The sequence below is a fragment of the Streptacidiphilus sp. PAMC 29251 genome (assembly GCF_054208735.2).
This window is the reverse complement of sequence record NZ_CM135725.2, coordinates 6,738,726-6,759,396: the sequence shown is the minus strand read 5'-3', so window position 1 is coordinate 6,759,396 and position 20,671 is coordinate 6,738,726. Positions and strand designations below refer to the sequence as shown.

The 20,671-nt window shown below is 71.9% G+C and carries 20 protein-coding genes and 1 riboswitch; of the genes, 12 read left to right on the top strand and 8 right to left on the bottom strand.

What is annotated here, in order from left to right; translation table 11 throughout:
* Window positions 1-120: 120 nt before the first annotated feature.
* The 7 genes from ACXKR8_RS32315 (at window position 121) to ACXKR8_RS32285 (ending at window position 7,480) form a co-directional block, all read left to right on the top strand.
* A complete protein-coding gene (locus ACXKR8_RS32315; protein ID WP_462099938.1) occupies window positions 121-1,104 on the top strand; it encodes a carbohydrate ABC transporter permease in 984 nt (327 codons plus the stop codon).
* Window positions 1,104-1,994 carry a carbohydrate ABC transporter permease gene (locus ACXKR8_RS32310; RefSeq protein WP_458268103.1) on the top strand — a complete coding sequence of 297 codons (891 nt, stop codon included), beginning with the start codon at window positions 1,104-1,106 and terminating at the stop codon, window positions 1,992-1,994. Before ACXKR8_RS32315 ends, ACXKR8_RS32310 begins: the two co-directional genes overlap by 1 nt.
* A 64-nt stretch (window positions 1,995-2,058) precedes the next feature.
* Window positions 2,059-3,636: a glycoside hydrolase family 3 protein gene (locus tag ACXKR8_RS32305; RefSeq protein WP_458268102.1), complete on the top strand. Its 1,578-nt coding sequence runs from the start codon at window positions 2,059-2,061 to the stop codon at window positions 3,634-3,636.
* Between the two features lie 99 nt (window positions 3,637-3,735).
* The gene (locus ACXKR8_RS32300; RefSeq protein WP_380512480.1) at window positions 3,736-4,497 is read left to right on the top strand and encodes a GntR family transcriptional regulator; all 762 of its coding nucleotides are present in this window, start codon (window positions 3,736-3,738) and stop codon (window positions 4,495-4,497) included.
* A 206-nt stretch (window positions 4,498-4,703) separates the two neighbouring features.
* Window positions 4,704-4,994 (top strand): DUF3311 domain-containing protein, encoded by a 291-nt coding sequence (locus ACXKR8_RS32295; RefSeq protein ID WP_458268101.1) that lies wholly within the window; start codon window positions 4,704-4,706, stop codon window positions 4,992-4,994.
* Window positions 4,991-6,586, top strand: a complete 1,596-nt coding sequence (gene mctP / locus ACXKR8_RS32290) for a monocarboxylate uptake permease MctP (protein WP_458268100.1) — start codon at window positions 4,991-4,993, stop codon at window positions 6,584-6,586. Before ACXKR8_RS32295 ends, mctP begins: the two co-directional genes overlap by 4 nt.
* 129 nt (window positions 6,587-6,715) lie before the next feature.
* On the top strand, window positions 6,716-7,480 hold the full coding sequence (locus ACXKR8_RS32285; protein ID WP_458268099.1) for a histidine phosphatase family protein: 765 nt from the start codon (window positions 6,716-6,718) through the stop codon (window positions 7,478-7,480).
* Window positions 7,481-7,489: 9 nt separating this feature from the next.
* On the opposite strand, the gene ACXKR8_RS32280 is transcribed toward ACXKR8_RS32285, so the two are convergent.
* Window positions 7,490-8,278 (bottom strand): hypothetical protein, encoded by a 789-nt coding sequence (locus ACXKR8_RS32280; RefSeq protein ID WP_458268098.1) that lies wholly within the window; start codon window positions 8,276-8,278, stop codon window positions 7,490-7,492.
* A 164-nt stretch (window positions 8,279-8,442) separates the two neighbouring features.
* Window positions 8,443-8,569: riboswitch (cobalamin riboswitch) on the top strand.
* Between the two features lie 90 nt (window positions 8,570-8,659).
* Between ACXKR8_RS32280 and ACXKR8_RS32275 the strand changes: the two genes are divergently transcribed.
* The 5 genes from ACXKR8_RS32275 to ACXKR8_RS32255 all read left to right on the top strand — a co-directional run bounded on the left by ACXKR8_RS32275 (window position 8,660) and on the right by ACXKR8_RS32255 (window position 14,264).
* The gene (locus ACXKR8_RS32275; protein WP_458268097.1) at window positions 8,660-11,104 is read left to right on the top strand and encodes a ribonucleoside-diphosphate reductase subunit alpha; all 2,445 of its coding nucleotides are present in this window, start codon (window positions 8,660-8,662) and stop codon (window positions 11,102-11,104) included.
* Complete coding sequence (locus ACXKR8_RS32270) at window positions 11,104-12,138, top strand: ribonucleotide-diphosphate reductase subunit beta (protein ID WP_458268096.1); 1,035 nt, start codon at window positions 11,104-11,106, stop codon at window positions 12,136-12,138. Before ACXKR8_RS32275 ends, ACXKR8_RS32270 begins: the two co-directional genes overlap by 1 nt.
* Before the next feature lie 119 nt (window positions 12,139-12,257).
* Complete coding sequence (locus tag ACXKR8_RS32265) at window positions 12,258-12,779, top strand: SigE family RNA polymerase sigma factor (RefSeq protein ID WP_458268095.1); 522 nt, start codon at window positions 12,258-12,260, stop codon at window positions 12,777-12,779.
* Window positions 12,769-13,527, top strand: a complete 759-nt coding sequence (locus ACXKR8_RS32260) for a hypothetical protein (RefSeq protein ID WP_458268094.1) — start codon at window positions 12,769-12,771, stop codon at window positions 13,525-13,527. The genes ACXKR8_RS32265 and ACXKR8_RS32260 overlap by 11 nt, the downstream gene beginning before the upstream one ends.
* Window positions 13,524-14,264 (top strand): L,D-transpeptidase family protein, encoded by a 741-nt coding sequence (locus ACXKR8_RS32255; RefSeq protein ID WP_458268093.1) that lies wholly within the window; start codon window positions 13,524-13,526, stop codon window positions 14,262-14,264. The genes ACXKR8_RS32260 and ACXKR8_RS32255 overlap by 4 nt, the downstream gene beginning before the upstream one ends.
* A 23-nt stretch (window positions 14,265-14,287) precedes the next feature.
* Here the strand turns inward: ACXKR8_RS32255 and def are convergent, their stop codons facing one another.
* The 7 genes from def to ACXKR8_RS32220 all read right to left on the bottom strand — a co-directional run bounded on the left by def (window position 14,288) and on the right by ACXKR8_RS32220 (window position 20,621).
* Window positions 14,288-14,908, bottom strand: coding sequence for a peptide deformylase (def, locus tag ACXKR8_RS32250; RefSeq protein WP_458268092.1), 621 nt, complete (start codon window positions 14,906-14,908; stop codon window positions 14,288-14,290).
* A gap of 64 nt (window positions 14,909-14,972) precedes the next feature.
* Entirely contained in the window at window positions 14,973-15,929 is a 957-nt protein-coding gene (locus tag ACXKR8_RS32245) for a tetratricopeptide repeat protein (protein WP_458275133.1), read from the bottom strand.
* 308 nt (window positions 15,930-16,237) lie between these two features.
* Complete coding sequence (locus ACXKR8_RS32240; protein ID WP_458268091.1) at window positions 16,238-16,948, bottom strand: HD domain-containing protein; 711 nt, start codon at window positions 16,946-16,948, stop codon at window positions 16,238-16,240.
* Window positions 16,945-18,279 (bottom strand): HD-GYP domain-containing protein, encoded by a 1,335-nt coding sequence (locus ACXKR8_RS32235; protein WP_458275132.1) that lies wholly within the window; start codon window positions 18,277-18,279, stop codon window positions 16,945-16,947. Before ACXKR8_RS32235 ends, ACXKR8_RS32240 begins: the two co-directional genes overlap by 4 nt.
* Window positions 18,280-18,593: 314 nt before the next feature.
* Window positions 18,594-18,899, bottom strand: coding sequence for a mycothiol system anti-sigma-R factor (gene rsrA, locus ACXKR8_RS32230; protein ID WP_458268090.1), 306 nt, complete (start codon window positions 18,897-18,899; stop codon window positions 18,594-18,596).
* Window positions 18,896-19,630, bottom strand: a complete 735-nt coding sequence (locus tag ACXKR8_RS32225; RefSeq protein WP_458275131.1) for a sigma-70 family RNA polymerase sigma factor — start codon at window positions 19,628-19,630, stop codon at window positions 18,896-18,898. The genes rsrA and ACXKR8_RS32225 overlap by 4 nt, the downstream gene beginning before the upstream one ends.
* A gap of 244 nt (window positions 19,631-19,874) precedes the next feature.
* Window positions 19,875-20,621 carry an SOS response-associated peptidase gene (locus ACXKR8_RS32220; RefSeq protein WP_458268089.1) on the bottom strand — a complete coding sequence of 249 codons (747 nt, stop codon included), beginning with the start codon at window positions 20,619-20,621 and terminating at the stop codon, window positions 19,875-19,877.
* Window positions 20,622-20,671 lie beyond the last annotated feature (50 nt).

Genomic DNA, 20,671 nt, shown 5'->3' with positions numbered 1-20,671 from the left:
GGGCCCGGTGCCGCACTCCCGGGCACCGGGCCCCCGCCCTGCTGTGGCCGTCGCCTCCGAGCAGTCCCTGCCGACGGCCACCGAAAACGACCAGAGGTACCGGGCCCCGGAAGGACCCTGATGAGCGCGATTGAGTCTGAGAGCCCACCGGTGTCCGCCGGGCGGCCGGATCCCGACATTGTGGCGAGCCGCAGAGCCGGGATCCGGGTCCGGGGCGCCTACATCCCGTACGTCCTGATCCTTCCGGCCCTGGTGGCGATGGTCGGGGTGCTGGGCTACCCGCTGGTCAAGGTCGTCATCCTGGCGTTCCAGAACGTCAACAGCTACGTCACCTTCACCAACCCGGACCTGGTCCGCTGGATCGGCATCCAGGGCTTCCAGAAGGTGCTCAGCGACCCGCAGTTCTGGGAGGTCGTCCGGCGCAGCCTGTTCTTCACGGTCGAGGTCGTCTTCCTCTCGATCGCGCTCGGCCTGCTCTTCGCCACCCTGCTGAACCGGGTGTCGCCCTGGGCCAAGGTGCTCGTGGTCACCGTGCTGATGTTCGTCTGGTCGATCCCCGCGATCGTCACCGGAACGATCTTCCGCTGGATGTTCGCCGGCACCTCCGGGGTCATCGACTACATCTGCTACCGCCTCGGCGGCAAGGGCATGCAGAACCACGACTGGTTCGCCAACCCCACCCAGGGCCTGTACGTGGTGGTGGCGCTGGTGGTGGTCTGGGGCGCGCTGCCGTTCCTGGTGATCGGCCTGAACGCGGCGATGACCCAGGTGCCCAAGGAGCTGGTCGAGGCCTCCCGGCTGGACGGCGCCAATGTCTGGCAGTCCTTCTGGTACGTGGTGCTGCCGGTGATCCGGCCCTTCCTGATGCTGTCCATCTCGCTCAGCTTCATCTGGGACTTCCAGGTCTTCGCCCAGATCTGGTCCCTGCGCCAGTCCTCGCCCGAGCCGGGCTACTGGACCATCGGCATCTACCTGTACGAGAAGGGCATCGTCTCTTCCCACTACAGCAGCAGTGGCGTGATCTCCATCGCCATGATCCTGCTCATGCTGGCCGTGATGGTCTTCTACATCCGCCAGATCATCAAGATCGGAGCTCAGGACTGATGGCGCTGACCACCTCCCCCCTGCTGGCCAAGGCGTTCCGCCGGGACGGCGCGCCCGGCGAGAAGCGCTGGATGACCGGGATCTGGAACGCCGTCGCGGTCGGCTTCGCCATCGTGATGGGCTTCCCGATCTACTGGATGGTGCTGACCACCTTCGAGTCCAGCCACGACCTGCTGACCCAGAACCCCAGCTTCTGGCCGTCGCACTTCGACTTCTCCAGCTACCACACCATCTTCAACGACCCGGACTTCCTGCCGGCCCTGAAGAACACCGCCCTGATCACCATCGGCTCGGTGCTGCTGGGCCTGGTGATCGGCTTCCTGGCCGCGGTCGCGGTGGCGCGCTTCAACTTCCGCGGCCGCAACCAGTTCATCATCGCCATGATGGTGGTGCAGATGGTGCCGCTGCTGACCATCGTGATCCCGCTGTTCGTGGTCCTGAACGGGGTGCAGCTCTACGACACCCTGTTCGGCGTGGTCCTCGCCTACCTGGTGTTCACCGTCCCGTACGTGGTGTGGACCCTGCGCTCCTTCATCGTCAACATCCCCAAGGAGCTGGACGAGGCGGCCATGGTCGACGGCTGCACCCGCTGGGGCGCCTTCTTCCGGGTGATCCTGCCGCTGACCGTGCCCGGCCTGATCACCACCGGCGTCTACAGCTGGATCCAGGCCTGGAACGAGTTCGTCCTCGCCAACACCTTCCTCAGCAGCACCAGCCACCACACCGCGATGGTCTGGCTGACGTTCTACTCCACCACTCCCACCCACGGTGCCGACTACGGCTCTCAGATGGCCGGCGCGCTGATGGTGTCACTGCCCGTGATCATCATCTTTGTCTTCCTCCAGAAGCGCCTCTCCTCCGGCCTCACCGCCGGTGCGGTCAAGGGCTGAACCACCGTCGGTCCCCGTCCGCACCTGATCCGCGCCGCACTCTGAGAAACGCTAGGAAGGAACCATGACGAATCCCGGCCAGGACACCGTCCAACTCCTCGCAGACGCCGGAGCGGTGCTCCAGCCGGGCTTCACCGGCCTCACCGCCCCGGAGTGGGTGCGGCGGCGCCTGGAGTCGGGCGAGCTCGGCGGTGTCGCCCTCTACGGGCGCAACATCGCCGGCCGCGACCAGGTCGCCGCGCTCACCTCGGCGATGTACGCGCTCAACCCGGACCTGCTGATCGCCACCGACGAGGAGGGCGGCGACGTCACCCGCCTCGAGGTGATGACCGGCTCCTCGTACCCGGGCAACCTCGCCCTCGGCGCGGTGGACGACATCGGACTCACCGAGAGCGTCGCCCGCTCGATCGGCATCGACCTGGCCGCGGCCGGGATCAACCTGAACTACGCGCCGGACGCGGACGTCAACTCCAACCCGGACAACCCGGTGATCGGCGTCCGCTCCTTCGGCGGCGACGGCGAGCTGGCGGCCCGCCACACCGCGGCGTACGTCCGGGGGCTGCAGTCGGCCGGCGTGGCCGCCTGCGCCAAGCACTTCCCCGGGCACGGCGACACCGCCGCCGACACCCATCTGGGGCTGCCCAGGATCGACATGCCGCTGGACCTGTTCGGCGCGCACCTGGCCCCGTTCCGGGCCGCGGTCGCCGCGGGCGCCAAGTCGATCATGACCGCGCACATCCTCTTCCCGGCGTACGACACCGACCTGCCGGCCACCATGTCCCGGGCGATCCTCACCGACCTGCTCCGCAAGGACCTCGGCTACGACGGCCTGATCGTCACCGACGGCATCGAGATGGGCGCCATCTCCGGCACCCACGGCATCGCCGAGGGCACCGTCAAGGCCATCGCCGGCGGCGCCGACACCATCTGCGTCGGCGGCGGCCTGCAGGACGAGGCCACCTTCCTCTACCTGCGGGACGCCCTGCTCTGGGCGGTCCGCGAGGGCCGGGTCGGCGAGGAGCGGCTGCACGAGGCCGCCGAGCGCAACCGGGCGGTGGCCCGCTGGTCCGCCGGGGTACGGGCGCAGGCCGCCGCCACCGTGGAGCCCGGCATCGGCCTCACCGCCGCCCGCCGCGCGCTGCGGATCCGCGGCGACCTCCGCCCGATGGAGGGCATCCCGCACGTGGTCGAGTTCTCCCCGGCCGCCAATTTCGCGGTCGGCGGCGAGACCGCCTGGGGCCTGTCGGGACCGCTCGCCGACCTGATCCCCGGCACCACCGTCACCAGGGTGGACGCACCGTCCTCGACGCTGCAGAGCGCCGGACTGCTGAACACCTCCGTGGACGACTCCGAGGGCCGGGTGGACACCGTCCCGCTGCTCGGCGCGGCCGTCGGACGTCCGCTCGTCATCGTGGTGCGCGACCTGCACCGCTACTCCTGGATGAAGCGCGCCGCACTGGAGTTGACGACCGCACGCCCTGACGCGGTGGTGGTCGAGATCGGCGCGGCGCACGGCCTGGAGGAGACCTTCGCAGGCCGCGGCGTCACCGTCCTGACGACCTACGGCGGGGCCAGGGTGTGCGGCGTCGCCGCCGCCGAGGCACTCGCCGGAGCGACCTCGGGAGCCATCAGGGTCGCCTGACGGCCTGTCCGCAATCGCTCGGCATGCCACCATGAGTGCCGCAGGAGTACTGAGATGCCGGTGAGAGCCGAGGAACAGGAACAGGGAGTGGGAACGGCGATGACGACCGAAGGGGGTCCCGACGTGGAATCGGCCGGGGAGGGTACCGTCACCGCACGCGTCCCCAAGTACTACCGGCTCAAGCGACACCTGCTGCAGATCACGCAGACCCAGGCGCCCGGCACCCCGGTACCGCCCGAGCGCACCCTCGCCCTGGAGTTCGAGACCTCCCGCACGACGGTCCGCCAGGCGCTGCAGGAGCTGGTCGTCGAGGGCCGGCTCGAGCGGATCCAGGGCAAGGGCACCTTTGTCGCCAAGCCCAAGGTGTCCCAGGCGCTGCAGCTCACCTCGTACACCGAGGACATGCGGGCGCAGGGCCTGGAGCCCACCTCGCGGCTGCTGGAGGTCGGCTACATCACCGCCGACGACCGGCTGGCCGCGCTGCTCGACATCCGCCCCGGCGGCCGGGTGCTCCGGGTGGAGCGGCTCCGGCTCGCCAACGGCGACCCGATGGCGATCGAGGCGGCCCACCTCTCGGCCAAGCGCTTCCCGGCGCTGCGCCGCAACCTGGTGAAGTACAACTCGCTCTACTCCGCGCTGAGCGAGGTCTACGGCGTGCACGTGGCCGAGGCCGAGGAGACCATCGAGACCTCGCTGGCCACCCCGCTGGAGGCCGGACAGCTGGGCACCGACGTCGGGCTGCCGATGCTGCTGCTCTCCCGGCACTCCTTCGACGCCGCGGGCGAGCCGGTGGAGTGGGTCCGCTCGGTCTACCGCGGCGACCGGTACAAGTTCACCGCGCGGCTGCGCCGTCCGGACTGACCGGCCGTCAACCGTCCTCTGCAGCTGGACCGGTGCCCCGATCGCGATCCGCGGTCGGGGCACAGTTGTTCGGGTACGTTCCGCGCTCCCGTGCGCCGTAGGCTCACTCCACGATCCCGGTGATTCCTGTATCCACACGTGACGTGAGCCCGACAACGGCTTAGATTCCAGGGGTCCGTCGTCCGCCAGCCCCCGGAGCCGCATCCATGGCCGAAACAGCACCGCCCCCCGCCCCCTCCGCGCCGGCCCGCCCGCCCCTGGTCACGCCCACCAGGATCGCCTGCGCGCTCCTGCTGGCGGCGCCCTTCGTGGCCCTGCTCTGGGTCGGCTCCTACTCCCGGCTCGACCCGGCCTTCCTCGGCATCCCCTTCTTCTACTGGTACCAGCTGGCCTGGGTGGTGGTCTCCGCGGTCTTCACCGGGGGCGCCTACCTGCTGATCCGGCGCGAGGAGAAGCAGCGCGCCGCGCATGCCGCCCAGGGCGGTGAGCCGGTGTGAACGCCGTCAGCTTCACCGTCTTCCTGCTCTTCTTCCTGGCCGTCACCGGCATCGGCTTCTTCGCCGCCCGCTGGCGCCGCCCCGACAACGCCCTGCACCTGGACGAGTGGGGCCTCGGCGGACGCGGCTTCGGCACCATCGTCAGCTGGTTCCTGCTCGGCGGCGACCTCTACACGGCGTACACCTTCATCGCCGTCCCCGCGCTGATCTACGGCGTGGGCGCGGCCGGCTTCTACGCCGTCCCGTACACGATCGTCGCCTGGCCGCTGGTGTTCCTGTTCCTGCCCCGGCTCTGGTCGGTGGCCCGGGCCCGCGGCTATGTCACCCTGGCCGACTTCGCCCGGGGCCGCTACGGCTCCCGCTACCTGGCCTTGGCCGTGGCGCTGACCGGCATCCTCGCCACCATGCCGTACATCGCGCTGCAACTGGTCGGGATCCAGGCGGTGCTGGACACCATGGGGGTGGGCGGCTCCAGCGGCTGGGCCAAGGACCTGCCGCTGCTGATCGCCTTCGCGGTACTGGCCGCGTACACCTACTCCTCCGGGCTGCGGGCCCCGGCACTGATCGCCTTCGTCAAGGACACCCTGGTCTACATCGTGGTGATCGTGGCGGTGATCTACATCCCGATCCGGCTCGGCGGCTACGGCCATGTCTTCCACGACGCCGCCGCCTCGCTGGCGCAGACCAGCCCGGCCACCGGCAAGCCCAAGGGCTCGCTGATCCCAGGCCCCAAGGCGCAGTGGTCGTACGCGACGCTGGCGCTGGGCTCGGCGATGGCGCTGTTCATGTACCCGCACTCGGCGACCGGGGTGCTGGCCGCCAAGGACCGCAACACGATCCGCCGCAACCTGGCGATCCTGCCGGCCTACTCGCTGATGCTCGGGCTGCTCTCGCTGCTGGGCTTCATGGCGCTGGCGGCCGGCGTCGGCAAGGGCGTCAAGGGCTACAACGCCCAGCTCGCCGTGCCGCAGCTGTTCCAGCAGATGTTCCCGTCCTGGTTCGCCGGGGTGGCCTTCGCGGCGATCGGGATCGGCGCGCTGGTGCCGGCCGCGATCATGTCCATCGCGGCGGCCAACCTGTTCACCCGGAACATCTACCGGGAGTTCTTCCGCCCGGCCGCGACCCCGGCGCAGGAGACCAGGGTCGCCAAGATCGTGTCGCTGCTGGTGAAGCTGGGCGCGCTGGGCTTCGTGCTGGGCATCGACAAGCAGTTCTCGATCAATCTGCAGCTGCTCGGCGGGATCTGGATCCTGCAGACCTTCCCGGCCATCGTCAGCGGGCTGTTCTCGCGCTGGTTCCACCACTGGGCCCTGCTGGCCGGCTGGGCCGCCGGGATGGCCTACGGCACCTACGAGGCCTACGGCATCGCCGCACCCGGCAAACCCGGCTCCCACTTCGGCGGCAGCGCCGCCAACATCCCCGGCATCGGCCAGATCGGCTACATCGGCGTCACCGCCTTCGTCCTCAACCTCGCCGTCGCCGCCGTGCTCACCCTGGCCCTGCGCGCCGCCAAGGTGTCCGCCCTCCCCGACGAGACCACCCCCACCGACTACCTCACCGCCACCGCGCCCCTCCCGGCCCTCACGCCGTAGGGGGCTCGCGCCCCTCGCTCCCTGACGCACCACCTTTGCGCCCCCCTGACGGGCCGCCGCTCCCGCACACTGGAAGCGGCGGCCCGTACGCACCTCCGCGCCGGGCCGGACGACCCGCAGGGGGAACCCGTGGAGCTCACCGACCATCACCAGCGCAGCCAGCCCGCACCCGTCCCACCGCCGCCGCACACCGCCCTCCCACGCCCGCTCTCGCTGACCGTCACCCGGCACGGCCAGAGCACCGCCAACGCCGCCTTCGCCGCCGCCGAGGCGGCCGGCGCGCTGGACACGGGCATCACCTGCCGCGACGCGGACCTCAGCCTGACCACCCTGGGCCGGGACCAGGCCACCGCGCTGGGCCGCAGGCTGGCCGCCCGTACCGACGGGCCGCTGCCGCAGAGCCTCTGGGTCTCCCCCTACCTGCGGGCCCAGGAGACCGCCGAGCTGGTGGTCGCCGAGATCGACCGGGCCGGGCTGCCGCTGCCCTCGGTCCGCACCGACGAGCGGCTGCGGGACCGCGAGCTGGGCGTCCTGGAGATGGTCACCAAGGCCGCGATCGAGCTGTACCACCCGGCCGAGGCGGCCCGCCGCCGGCTGCTCGGCGAGCTGCGCTGGCGCCCGCCCGGCGGCGAGTCGCTGGCGGACGTCGCCCTGCGCTGCCGCAGCCTGCTCCGCGACCTCTACGAGGTCGAGGAGTCCCGCCGGGTGCTGCTGGTGGCCCACGACGCGGTGGTGCTGATGCTCCGCCACATCCTGGACGACCTGGACGAGGCGGCGATCCTCGCCGTGGACCGCGCGGGCGCGGTCGGCAACGCCTCGATCACCCGCTGGTCCCGCACCCCGTCCGGGCAGCTCGCCCTGGACTGCTACAACACCACCACCCACCTGGACTAGCCGTTGCGGCTAGTCACTGCTGCGGCGGCGCGAGAGCCGGACCAGGCCCGCGCCGCCGACCAGGGAGAGCAGCGCGGTGCCGGCGGCCGCCACGGTGGCCGCCGGGGCCCCGGTCTCCGCCAGCTGCGGCCGCTGCGGCCCGGTGCTCGGGCGGGGGTGCGGACGGGGCTGCGGACGGGGCCGGTGGGCCACCCGGAACAGGTGCGGGTCGGAGACCCCCACCGGCAGCGGCACGGTCTGCCCCTCCAGCAGCACCGGCTCGTAGCCGATCGCCAGGGTCAGCCACTGCCCGGTCGGCGCGCCGGTGGCGAACCGCATCCGCAGCGGCACCGTGGTCCGCGCCCCGGCCGGCAGGGTCAGCCCCTTGGCCGGTCCGGCCAGCCCCATCAGCACCCCGTTCTCGGCGACCATGGCCGACCCGTGCCAGCCGGCCTTGCCGCCCCTCCCCGCCTTCGCCTTCCACTGCAGCCGGACGTCGCCCTGGCGCAGCGGCCTGTTCCGGGCCCCGAACACCAGCACCGGGCGGACCGCCGCGCAGCGGGCCCCGGTGCTGTTCCCCGCCTTGAGCCCGAACCGGGACCAGGACCCGCCGACGTAGTAGACCTTGTGCAGCTTGTCGAACCTCAGCGCCAATGGCGGCTTCCGGAGGTTGGTGGCGTTCTTCCCGCAGATCTTCACCTGTGGCGCCGCGGCGGCGGAGACCGCCTCCGCCGTCCCGGCCGTGCCCAGCACCAGCAGCAGCCCCGCCGCCGCCCCGGCCCCGATCCCCCGCCGCACAGCCGTTCCCAGCACCGTCATCCGGTCCCGCCTCGCTCCCGCTCGCGCCGGGGAGCCTGACGCCCCCGCGACTACCCCCCGAATCTGACACACCGCCAGATGTCCCGCCTTCCGGCAGCGCTGGAGGGGTGACTCCGCGCACTCGCGACACTACATGTAGGGGTGCTTTCCAGAAGCACCCCTACATGTATGCTCGTTCTCGCTGTCCATGCAGGGGAACCCGGTGCGATTCCGGGACTGCCCCGCAGCGGTGAGCGGGTTGCTTCGTATGCGCCCGCGAGTCCGAGTACCTGCGGACAGCTCTCCCCGGCATGCCCCGGGGGGCGACGCACGTCCGGGCCTCGCGGGTGGGCCGGGGACGCGTTCCGTGCTGCGCTCCGCGCAGCGACGTCACGCTTCCTCATGCCTCCGGCAGCGGCCCGCAGCCGACCGGCCGCCAACGAGGAGCGCACAGTGACGATCACCGAGACCGCAGCAGCGACGACGACAGTCGCGCACCAGGGCGAGGGCCCGTTGGCGCCGGACAGCCCCGTCGTCCCCGACTCCCCCGGCACCGCGCTGCTGCGCACCCTCACCGAGCGCTCCCCCGACCTCACTGAGGTGGACCCCGGCCGGGTCGCCGCCGCCGCCCTGCGCGGCCGCAGCTCCATCGCCGACTACTCCGAGCTGCGCGGCCTGGCCATCGAGGCCTCCGCCGCGCTGATCGCCGAGGACCCGCAGTACTCCCGGCTGGCCGCCCGGCTGCTGGCCGAGGAGATCCGCGAGGAGGCATCGGGACAGGGCGCCACCTGCTTCGCCGCCTCCATCGCGGTCGGCCACCGCGAGGGCCTGATCGGCGACACCACCGCCGCCTTCGTGGCCGCCCACGCCGAGGCGCTGGACGCGGTGGTCGACTTCACCGCCGACGACCGCTTCGAGTACTTCGGCCTGCGCACGGTCTACTCCCGCTACCTGCTGCGCCACCCGATCACCCGTCAGGTGATCGAGACCCCGCAGCACTTCCTGCTCCGCGTCGCCTGCGGCCTCCAGGTCGGGGACGGTACGGAGTCCGTCGCCGAGGTGGCCGAGCTGTACCGGCTGATGAGCCGTCTCGAGTACCTGCCCTCCTCCCCCACCCTGTTCAACTCCGGCACCCGGCACCCGCAGATGTCCTCCTGCTACCTGCTGGACTCCCCGCTGGACGAGCTGGACTCGATCTACGAGCGCTACGCCCAGATCGCCCGGCTCAGCAAGCACGCCGGCGGCATCGGCCTCTCCTACAGCCGGATCCGCTCCCGGGGCAGCCTGATCCGCGGCACCAACGGCCAGTCCAACGGCATCGTGCCGTTCCTGCGCACCCTCGACTCCTCGGTCGCCGCGGTGAACCAGGGCGGCCGCCGCAAGGGCGCGGCCTGCGTCTACCTGGAGACCTGGCACGCGGACGTCGAGGAGTTCCTGGAACTGCGCGACAGCACCGGCGAGGAGGCCCGCCGCACCCACAACCTGAACCTGGCGCACTGGGTCCCGGACGAGTTCATGCGCCGGGTGGACGCCGACACCGAGTGGTCGCTGTTCTCCCCGGGCGACGTCCCCGAGCTGGTGGACCTGTGGGGCGCCGAGTTCGACGCCGCCTACGCCAAGGCCGAGGCGGCCGGGCTGGCCATCCGCACCCTCCCGGCCCGGGCCCTCTACGCCCGGATGATGCGCACCCTGGCGCAGACCGGCAACGGCTGGATGACCTTCAAGGACGCCTCCAACCGCGCCGCCAACCAGACCGCGCTGCCGGGCCGCACGGTCCACTCCTCCAACCTCTGCACCGAGATCCTGGAGGTGACCAACGACGGCGAGACCGCGGTCTGCAACCTCGGCTCGGTCAACCTGGGCGCCCATGTGCTGCCGTCCGGCGAGATGGACTGGGAGCGGATCGACTCCACCGTCCGCACCGCGGTGACCTTCCTGGACCGGGTGGTGGACATCAACTTCTACCCGACCCCCGAGGCCGGGGTGTCCAACGCCCGCTGGCGTCCGGTCGGCCTGGGCGTGATGGGCCTGCAGGACGTCTTCTTCAAGCTCCGGCTCGACTTCGACTCCGCCGAGGCCAGGGCGCTGTCCACGCAGATCTCCGAGCGGATCATGCTCGCCGCCTACGAGACCAGCTGCGACCTGGCCGAGCGGCTGGGCCGGCACGAGGCCTACGAGGAGACCCGCGCCGCCCGCGGCCAGCTCCACATCGACCACTTCAAGACCACCCCGGTCTGGGCCGACCGCTGGGACGCCCTCCGCGCCCGGGTCGCCGAGACCGGTCTGCGCAACTCGCTGCTGCTCGCCATCGCGCCGACGGCGACCATCGCCTCCATCGCTGGTGTCTATGAGTGCATCGAGCCGCAGGTCTCCAACCTCTTCAAGCGGGAGACCCTGAGCGGGGAGTTCCTGCAGGTCAACCCGTACCTGGTGGCCGACCTCAAGGCCCGCGGGCTGTGGAACCCGGCCACCCGGGAGTCGCTGCGCGCCGCCAACGGCTCGGCCCTGGAGATCCCCGGCCTGCCGTCCGACCTGGCCTCGCTCTACCGCACCGCCTGGGAGCTGCCGCAGCGCGCGCTGATCGACCTGGCCGCGGCCCGGATGCCCTACCTGGACCAGAGCCAGTCGCTGAACCTGTTCCTGGCCTCGCCCACCATCGGCAAGCTCAGCTCGATGTACGCGTACGCCTGGAAGGTCGGCCTGAAGACCACCTACTACCTGCGCTCCCGCCCGGCCACCCGGATCGCCCGGGCGGCGGCGGCAGCACCCGTCATCCCCGTTGTCGAGGACGAAGCAGTGATCGCCTGCTCGCTCGAGAACCCCGAGTCCTGCGAGGCCTGCCAGTAATGAGCACCACCCCCGAGAAGCTCCAAACTCCTGAAAAGAATCTCCTGGACCCGGGCTTCGAGCTGACGCTCCGTCCGATGCGCTACCCCGACTTCTACGAGCACTACCGCAACGCGATCAAGAACACCTGGACCGTGGAGGAGGTCGACCTCGCCTCCGACGTCGCCGACCTGGCCAAGCTCAGCGCGGACGAGAAGCACATGCTGGGCCGGCTGGTGGCGTTCTTCGCCACCGGCGACTCGATCGTGTCCAACAACCTGGTGCTGACCCTCTACAAGCACATCAACTCGCCCGAGGCCCGGCTCTACCTGTCCCGCCAGCTGTTCGAGGAGGCCGTGCACGTCCAGTTCTACCTGACCCTGCTGGACACCTACCTCCCGGACCCGGAGGACCGCAACGCGGCCTTCGCCGCGGTGGAGAACATCCCCTCCATCCGGGAGAAGGCCCAGTTCTGCTTCCGCTGGATGGACCAAGTGGAGAAGCTGGACAGCCTGCAGACCAAGGCCGACCGGCGCCGCTTCCTGCTCAATCTGATCTGCTTCGCGGCCTGCATCGAGGGCCTGTTCTTCTACGGCGCCTTCGCCTATGTGTACTGGTTCCGCTCGCGCGGCCTGCTGCACGGCCTGGCCACCGGCACCAACTGGGTGTTCCGGGACGAGTCCATGCACATGGACTTCGCCTTCCAGGTCGTGGACACGGTCCGCGCCGAGGAGCCGGACCTCTGGGACGAGGAGCTCGGCCGGCAGGTCACCGCGATGCTGGAGGAGGCCGTCGAGGCCGAGCTGCAGTTCGGCCAGGACCTCTGCGGCGACGGCCTGCCCGGCATGAACACCGAGTCCATGCGCGAGTACCTGCAGTGCGTCGCCGACCAGCGGCTCACCCGGCTCGGCCTGCCGGTCCGCTACGGTTCGGAGAACCCGTTCGGCTTCATGGAGCTCCAGGGCGTCCAGGAGCTGACCAACTTCTTCGAGCGCCGGGTCTCCGCCTACCAGGTCGCGGTGGAGGGCTCGGTCTCCTTCGACGACGACTTCTAGGCCTGCCGGGTTCGTCTCTCTCTTTCTCAGGTCCCCGGGCAACCGATTGGGCCCCCACCAGGTTGAACCTGGCGTGAGAGAGACGAACCGAACAGGGATGCGATGCAAAGGTCAGCGGGATGAACGGCGACACGGAATCGGACTTCGAGGCCTTCGTCGCCGCCCGCGGTCCTCGGCTGCTCCGTATCGCCTGGCTGCTGACCGGCGACGCCCACCAGGCCGAGGACCTGCTGCAGACGGTGCTGGCCAGGGTCTGGCCGCACTGGCGGCGGATCGCCGTCGACAGCCCGGAAGCCTATGTCCGCAAGGCCCTGGTCAACACCCATGCCAGCTGGTGGAAGCGGCGCTGGCGCGGCGAGCTGCCCTTCGCCACGCTGCCCGAGCGGGCGGTCCAGGCCGACCCCTTCGCGGGCGTCGAGCTGGAACAGGCCCTCGCCGCGGCGGTCCGGCGGCTGCCCCCGCGCCAGCGCGCGGTGGTCGTGCTCCGCTACTTCGAGGATCTGAGCGTCGAGGAGACCGCCGAGGCCCTGGGGTGCAACACCGGCACGGTCAAGAGCCAGGCGTTCAAGGCCCTGCGCGCGCTGCGCACACAGCTGCCGATCGCCGAACTCACGGCGGGCGGTGAGTGCCGTGAGCACTGACCAGGAGAACGAGCTCCGGATCCTGCTGGAACGGGCCGTCCCCCGGCTCGGCGCGCCCGAGCAGCGGCTGCAGCAGGTCCGCGAGCGGATCCGGCGCCGCCGCCGGCGGCGGACGGGCGGGGCGCTCACCGCCGCCCTGGCCGCCGTCGCCACCGCCCTCGCCGTCGGCCTGCCGCTGCACAGCGGGCCGGCCCGGCCGACCGACACCGTGCAGATCCCGGTCGCGCAGTCGCCGACTGCCGGAGCCGACGCACCCCCCACCGCGCCGCCGCGCGTCGGCTTCCCGGACCTGGCGGGGCTGAGCCTGGTCCTGCCGGCCCACTGGCGCCACGTCAACACGGTCGAGCAGTCCCCCAAGGGTGCGATCGCCTTTGTCTCCGACCAGCCGCTGAAACTGGTGCAGAAGTCCTGCCCCGACGGGTCGGGAGAGGTCTGCCCGGTGGCCGTCGGGCTCTCGCCCGCCAACCGGGTGCTGCTCTCGTTCCAGCTCGAGTACGTCCCCGGCCACACCAAGCAGGGGATCACGTCGGCCCAGCTCCAGAAGAGCGAACTCGAACCGGCCTGCCGGGCCTTCGGCGGGACCAGCCAGCTCTCGGCCGTGCTGACCACCGCCTCCTCCCTGCCGGGCGCCGTGGTGGTGGTAGCGGCCTGTCTGAACCATGCGACGCCGGCCCTCACCACGCTGGTCCAGGACATCGTCCAGTCCGCGCAGTTCTCGCCCGCACCGACCTCGGAGACCAGTCAGTGAACCGCCGCACCGCGTTCCCGGCCGCCACCGCCCTGGCCGCGCTCGTCCTGGCCGGCTGCGCCGCGCCCGTCCGGAGCACCGTGGTGACCGCCGCGGCGGCGCCGGCCTCGATCGCCGCGCCCGTGCCGTCGCCCACTCCGCAGCCGCCGGCCACCCTGCCGGGTCTGGGCCCGAAGACGCTGGCGCAGATACCCGGGGGCTCGCGCCAGGTCCTGATCGTCACCGGCGCCGGCCCCGGTTCCGACCGCTCCAGCGCCGTGCTCTACCGGCTCACCGCGGCCGGCTGGCAGCCGGGGCCGACCTGGGCCGCCCACAACGCCCTGCACGGCTGGACCACCCGCCACCGGGCCGACGACCTGCACTCCCCGGTGGGGGTCTTCACCCTCACCGACGCCGGCGGCAGGCTGGCCGACCCCGGCTCCAAGCTCCCGTACACCCGCTCCCGCAGCGGCTACACCCTCACCGGCACCGGCTTCTCGGGGGAGCCGCTGGCCGGGTCCTTCGACTATGTGATCGCGATCAACTACAACCACGTCCCGGGGACCACCCCGCTGGACTGGACCCGCCCGCTGGGCGCCGCGGCCGGCGGCGGCATCTGGCTCCATGTGGACCACGGCGGCGCCACCCACGGCTGCGTCAGCCTCCCCCGCGCCGACATGGTGACCCTGCTGCGCACGCTGGACCCCGGCCTGCACCCGGTCGTGGTGATGGGCGACCGGGCCAGGCTGCAGCGCTAGGGCGTTTCCAGCGGCCCGCGCGGTCAGTCGTTGGGGACGATCTCGTACCTCGGGGTCAGCTCCGCCATCTGCCGCAGCGCGTCCTTGCGGTCGCGCTTGGAGAGCCGGTCGATGTACAGGTAGCCGTTCAGGTGGTCGGTCTCGTGCTGGAGGCAGCGGGCGAAGAAGCCGGTGCCCTCCACCACGACCTCCTTGCCGTGCTGGTCCTGGCCGCGGACCAGCGCGTACTCAGGACGGGCCAGGTCCGCGTAGGCGCCGGGGACGGAGAGGCAGCCCTCGGCGGACTCGTCCAGGGTCCGCTGCGCCGGGTCGAGGTCGTCCAGCACCGGGTTCACCACCACGCCGACATGGCGCACGCCCTCGTCGTCGGGGCAGTCGTAGACGAAGACCCGGCGGCCGACCCCGACCTGGTTGGCGGCCAGGCCCACGCCCTCCGCCGCGTACATGGTCACGAACATGTCGGCGACCAGCGCCGACAGCTCCTCGTCGAACTCGGTGACCGTCGCGCACGGGTGGTGCAGCACAGGATTGCCGACGACCGTGATCGGTCGGAAGGCGCCCTTGGAGGTGTCCGGCTCCTCGCCGACCACGCGAACGGGGGCGGGCTCTTCCAGTACTGCCGTCTCGACCTGCTGTTCCGACATGCCGCTGCCACTCGCCTTCAGTCCGTACCGGGGATGAACCCCCAGCCTACGGGGCGTACACCCGTCAACAGACTTCTTCCAGGTCGCGGTAGGCACGGCCGGACCGGTTGCCGGCCACCCAGCGGTCCAGCAGCAGGCCGACCAGGTCGGCCGGGGCGGCCAGCCCGCACTCGCGTTCGGGCAGCCACAGGGCGCCCGCGCTGCGGTGGCTGAGGTGGCCGAGCTGTCCGTCGTCATGCGGGTCGTGGTGCTCGCTGTGGCCGTCGTCGGCCGGCATCCGGCTCTCCGAGCAGTCGCGGCAGAGCAGCCGCACCGACGAGGTCCAGTCCTCGGCCGCGTAGCCGGCCTCGGAGACCAGCCGCTCCAGGGCGTCCCGGTCGTCCTCGGTCGCGGCCTGCAGCAGCACCACGAAGGTCGGCACCGGCGAGGGCGCCCACAGCTCGATCTCGTCGAACACCGGGTACGGCACCCCGTCCGCCACTCGCTCGCCGTGCGGGGAGCCGTCGTGCAGCACCACCTCGCCCCAGCGGCGGCCGGAGGACGGCAGCGGGATCGAGAGCACCTCCACCCGGGCCGGGTCCAGCCGGCGGCCCCAGACCACCTCGGACTCGCCCTCGGGCGAGAGCCGGACCGGGGTGGTGCCGAAGTCCAGGCTCACCGGGCCCTCGCCCGGCGCGAGCCGCAGCCCGTACGCCTGCCAGCTGCGCCGGGCCAGCGCCCAGTCCTGCAGCGCGGTCGCGGCGATGCCCAGGTTCCACCAGTCCGGCGCGCCGGTGCTGCGGTCCAGCAGGGCGACGGCGCGCAGGCCCGCGGCCCGCGCCTGCTCCCAGTCCCGGCGGAACTTGTGCAGCAGCGCCAGGTTGAACCAGGAGTCGGAGAGCCAGGGCTCCAGGTCGGCGGCGCGCACCAGCAGGGCCCCGGCGTCCTCGAACCGCCCGTTCCCGATGAGCGTGAAGGCCCGGTCGGTCGTCTGCCGCCAGCTGGCGGACGGCCGCTGCCGTGCCCGGTTGAAGATCTTCACCTCGGCCTGCCACTCGTCCGATGCCACCCGGCGGTCCGGGCTGGGTCCCTCCGGTGCGGTGTCGCTGGGGGCGCTACGCACTGCCGCCCCCGGATGCACGCTACGTCGCCCTGTCCCCCCGCGCCATGCGCAGCAGTGCCCCTTGTCCAGTTCCATGCCCGCTGGGCAACCCGCCACACACCCGCGAGCCACCGGTTCCTCCTGCATCCAACCATGTTCCGGCGATCCTCCACGCCGCGGCTGCGGGTTGACCCGGGAAGCTGCTATACGGGCCCGACCGAGGGCTCGGCCGAGGCGCGACCGCCCGGTCACGCCGCGCGCAGGCAGAGCCGGGCCAGCGCCTCCACCGCCCGCGGCTCGTAGCGGGCGGCGGCGTCCCCGCGCAGCTGCGCCAGCACCTCCAGCTGCCCCTCCAGGCCCCCGTCGTCGCAGCCGAGGTCGTCGAAGGCGTTGGCGACCCGGATGATCGCCGAGGCGCCCGGCAGACCGCTCCCGCCGGGGCCGGTCCCGCCGGGGCCGCTCCCGCCGGGGCCGGTCCCGCTGGGCTCGGCGATCCGGGCCACGATCTCCGCCACCTGCGCGGGAACGCCCGCCTGCCGGATCACCTCGCTGCCCAGCCGTCCGATCCGCCGCTGCTCCTCGACCGGGAGCAGCGCGGTCGCCCCGCCCGGCACCGGGTCGACCAGCGAGAGCTGGCCGATGTCGTGCATCAGCGCGGCGTACTCCAGCAGCTGCAGCTCCCGTCGGCCGAGGCCCAGCTCGCGGCCGATCCGGTCGGCCAGGTCGGCCACCCGGCGGGCGTGTCCCGGCAGGGTGTAGCCGGCCAGCTCGGTGGTACGGGCCAGCGAGGCGACGGTCTGCCGCCGGGTGGCCCGGATCGCGTGGTAACGGCGGAAGGACAGCTGGCCGAGCAGCAGCGGCAGCCCGAACAGCGGCAGCGCCCACAGCCCCACCTGGGTCACCGCCAGCGCCACGCACAGCACCGCGGCCAGCGCGTGCAGCGCCCGCAGCGTCTTCACCGGCGCCCGCGGGGCTGGGCCCGGTCGCGCGGTCCGGCCAGCGCCGGCAGCGGCTCGCGGACGCCGAGCGGGATGTCGGGGGCCTGCTCGTCCTCCCGGGCGGCCGGGGCGGACTGCCAGTCGTGCCGCTCCAGCGCCCCGGCCAGCGCCTTCACCATGACCGGGTCGAACTGGCTGCCCGCGCAGCGCTCCAGCTCCGCGACCGCCTCGCGGACCGGCCGGCCGCGCCGGTAGGAGCGGGTGGAGGTCATCGAGTCGAAGGCGTCGGCGACCGCGATCACCCGGGCGAACTCGGGGATCGCCCGGCCGGCCAGGCCGTGCGGGTAGCCGCGTCCGTCCATCCGCTCGTGGTGGTGCAGGATCCCGGCCCTGGCCTCCCCCAGGAAGCCGATGCCGCGGACCAGCTCGTGGCCGTACTCGGGGTGCTGCACCACCTCCCGGTACTCCGCGTCGGTGAGCGGTCCGCTCTTGCGCAGCAGCCGGGTCGGCACGCCCAGTTTGCCGACGTCGTGCAGGGTGCCGGCGACCCGCAGCGAGGCCACCCGGCGCTCGGCCATCCCCAGCTCACGGGCGATCAGCACAGCGGCCCGGCCCACCCGTTCGCTGTGTCCCCTGGTGTAGCTGTCCTTGATCTCGACCGCCTGGACCAGGGCCCGGACGGTGGCCCGGTGCGCCGTCTGCTCGCGCTGGGACTGCGCCGACACCCAGCTGGAGAGGCCCAGCGGCAGCAGCGCGGGCACGGCCGCGAGCACCCCGTAGGGGCCCTCCCAGAGCACCGCCGTCATCAGCCCGATCAGCCCGGTGCCGAACACCGAGGCCGGGCAGCGCAGCAGCACCGCCTGCCAGCTCCCGGGGTGCTCCCCGGGCTCGGCGGCGGCCAGCACCCCGGCCATCAGCAGCCCGTTGGCCAGGCAGAACGTCAGCGCGGCGAGCAGGACCGGCAGCAGCAGCGCGGGCAGCCGCTGCTCGGCGAGCAGCCGGGAGCCGTGCAGGGCGTGGAAGACGCAGCCGCCCAGGAAGCAGCTGAGTCCCAGTTGGGCGGCGTTCCAGGCCCTGCGAACCGCCCGGGGCGGCACCGCGGACGCCAGCAGCGCCCCGGGCAGGGCGACCAGCGCCGCCGCGGCCGGCGGCAGCAGGATCACCCCGGCCAGCAGCACCGGGAAGTGCTCGACCCCGGGCACCGGCTCGCCGGGCCGGCCGCCGGGCCGGTCTTTGCTCCGGCCGATCCGGCCGATCCGTCCGCCGCCGGCCAGTCGGTCGCAGATCGCGAACAGCAGCGCCAGCACCCCGGTCCTGGCCCACTGCGGGCCCGAGCGGACCTCCAGCAGCATCGGCAGCACGCAGACCAGCGCGGCGGTGACGACCAGGACGACATAGCCGCGGGCGGCGGGTGGGAGCGCGTGGCTGCGCGCCTCCGCTGCTGCTGTAGCGATCTCGGCCTCCGCGCTGATCCGGTATCTGCCACGGAGAATATGTCCCCGAACCAGGCAAAACCGCCCGAAGGCGGAATTGGCACGTTCGGCGGAAGCAGAGTCACACGATCAGGTGACACATCCGTGTTTCGGAGCGTCAATACCCGTGGCCCCGGGGCGTCAAGCCCCGGGGCCACGAATTTCCTGCGGCTGATCGCGCGTCAGCCGGCTTGTCAGCGCGGGTTGGCAGCGTCCTCGGCGACCAGGTCGCCCTCGACCGGGAGCCCGGCCCGGATCCGGTCGATCCGGGCGAGCACCTTGCCGCGGAGGTCCGACGGCGCGGTGTCGCAGCCGCAGGAGCGCTTCACCAGGGCCTTGATCGCCTGCTCCAGGCCGTACATCTCCAGGCAGGGGGAGCACTCGTCGAAGTGCTCCTTCAGCTTGGCGCAGTCACCCTCGCCCATCTCGTTGTCGAGGTACTCGTAGAGATGGTCGAGCACCTCGCTGCACTCGGTGTCGTGGTGGTTTCCGCAGCTCATGAGCCCGAGCCTTTCGCCAGGTCCTGTGAGAGACCAGTCTGGGGAACTCCGGTCCCGGCGCCGCTGCCGGCCGGAACCAGCCCACGGTCGCGGGCGTAGTCCTCCAGCAGGTCGCGCAGCTGGCGGCGACCGCGGTGGAGACGGGACATCACCGTACCGATGGGTGTCCCCATGATGTCCGCAATCTCCTTGTAGGCGAAGCCCTCGACGTCGGCCAGATACACCGCGATCCGGAATTCCTCCGGAATCGACTGCAGTGCGTCCTTCACATCGCTGTCCGGGAGATGGTCGAGCGCGACCGTCTCGGCGGAGCGGAGCCCGGTCGACATGTGTGACTCGGCCCGCGCGAGCTGCCAGTCCTCGATCTCCTCGGCACCGGTCCGCTGCGGCTCGCGCTGCTTCTTCCGGTACGAGTTGATGAAGGTGTTGGTCAGGATCCGGTACAGCCACGCCTTGAGGTTGGTGCCCTCACGGAACTGGTGGAAGGAGGCGAACGCCTTGGCGAAGGTCTCCTGCAGCAGGTCCTCGGCGTCGGCCGGGTTCCGGGTCATCCGCAGCGCGGCGGAGTACATCTGGTCGAGGTAGCCCAGGGCGTCCCGTTCGAAGCGCGCCGAACGCTCGGACTCGGACTCCTCGGCAGCGGCACGGAAGGTGTCGCCCTCGAAGTCGTCGTCGCGCAGCGGTTCGCTCGCGGCTCCCGTCTCGTCCTCGGTCCCGGCGACCGGACCCACCTCCTCAGCGATGAACGGACGATCCACAACGGTGGACCGGCTCGCCAAGGAGACTATCGGGCTCGGGGCGGACTTGCCCGCGACAGGCCACTCGGGCCAGGACAGAACGGAGCTCGCGACGCCCTCGGGACGGGCCGGGCATGCGGCTACAACCATGAGCGCTGCCTTCCAATGACGCTGGGATACCGACAGTGGTGTGAACCACGGGGCGGCAGCACTCATTCCCCGGCCCGGTGCGTACGCGTCAGAAAAGCTGCAGGGGTTCCTCCGCCTGCGGCGGCAGCAGCAGCTCCGGACCGTTGTTGCGGATGCTGCCGACCGCGGCCGACACCGGCCGGGCCGCCAGCAGCCCAGGAGCCGGTGGGGCGAGCAGCAGTCGGGCCTGGTCCGGGTCGGTGACGGCCGGGTCCAGCCAGGCCTCCCAGCGCTCCGGCGGCAGCATCAGCGGCATCCGGTCGTGGATCGGCGCCAGCGCGGGTTCGGCGGCGGCGGTGAGCACGGTGCAGCTGCACCACCAGGCCGCGGGGTCCTGCTCGGGGAGGGTGCGGTCGCGCCAGAACTCGTAGAGCCCGGCCATGGCCAGCACCGAGCCGTCGGCCGGGGCGATGAAGTAGGGCTGCTTCTTCTTGCTCCCCGGCTCCGGGGCGGCCCACTCGTAGTAGCCGTCGGCGGGTATCAGGCAGCGGCGGGCGGCGAAGGGACGCCGGTAGGACGGCTTCTCATGGACGGTCTCGGCCCGCGCGTTGATCATTCTCGCGGCGGCCTCCGGCGACTTCGCCCAGGACGGCACCAGGCCCCAGCGCAGCGTCCGCAGCTGCCGGACGGCTGCCGGGCCCTCCTCCTGCACCGCCCGCTCCAGCACCGCGTACACGGGCTTGGTCGGACCGACGTTCCAGTCCTGGGCCAGCGCCTCGGCCGGATCCCAGCGGGCCACGTCGAACAGCTGGACCAGGTCCTCCGGTTGGCGGCTGGACACGAATCGACCACACATGGCGAACACCATGCCAGCAGCCACCGACAGCCGGGGCCCGAACCGGAAGC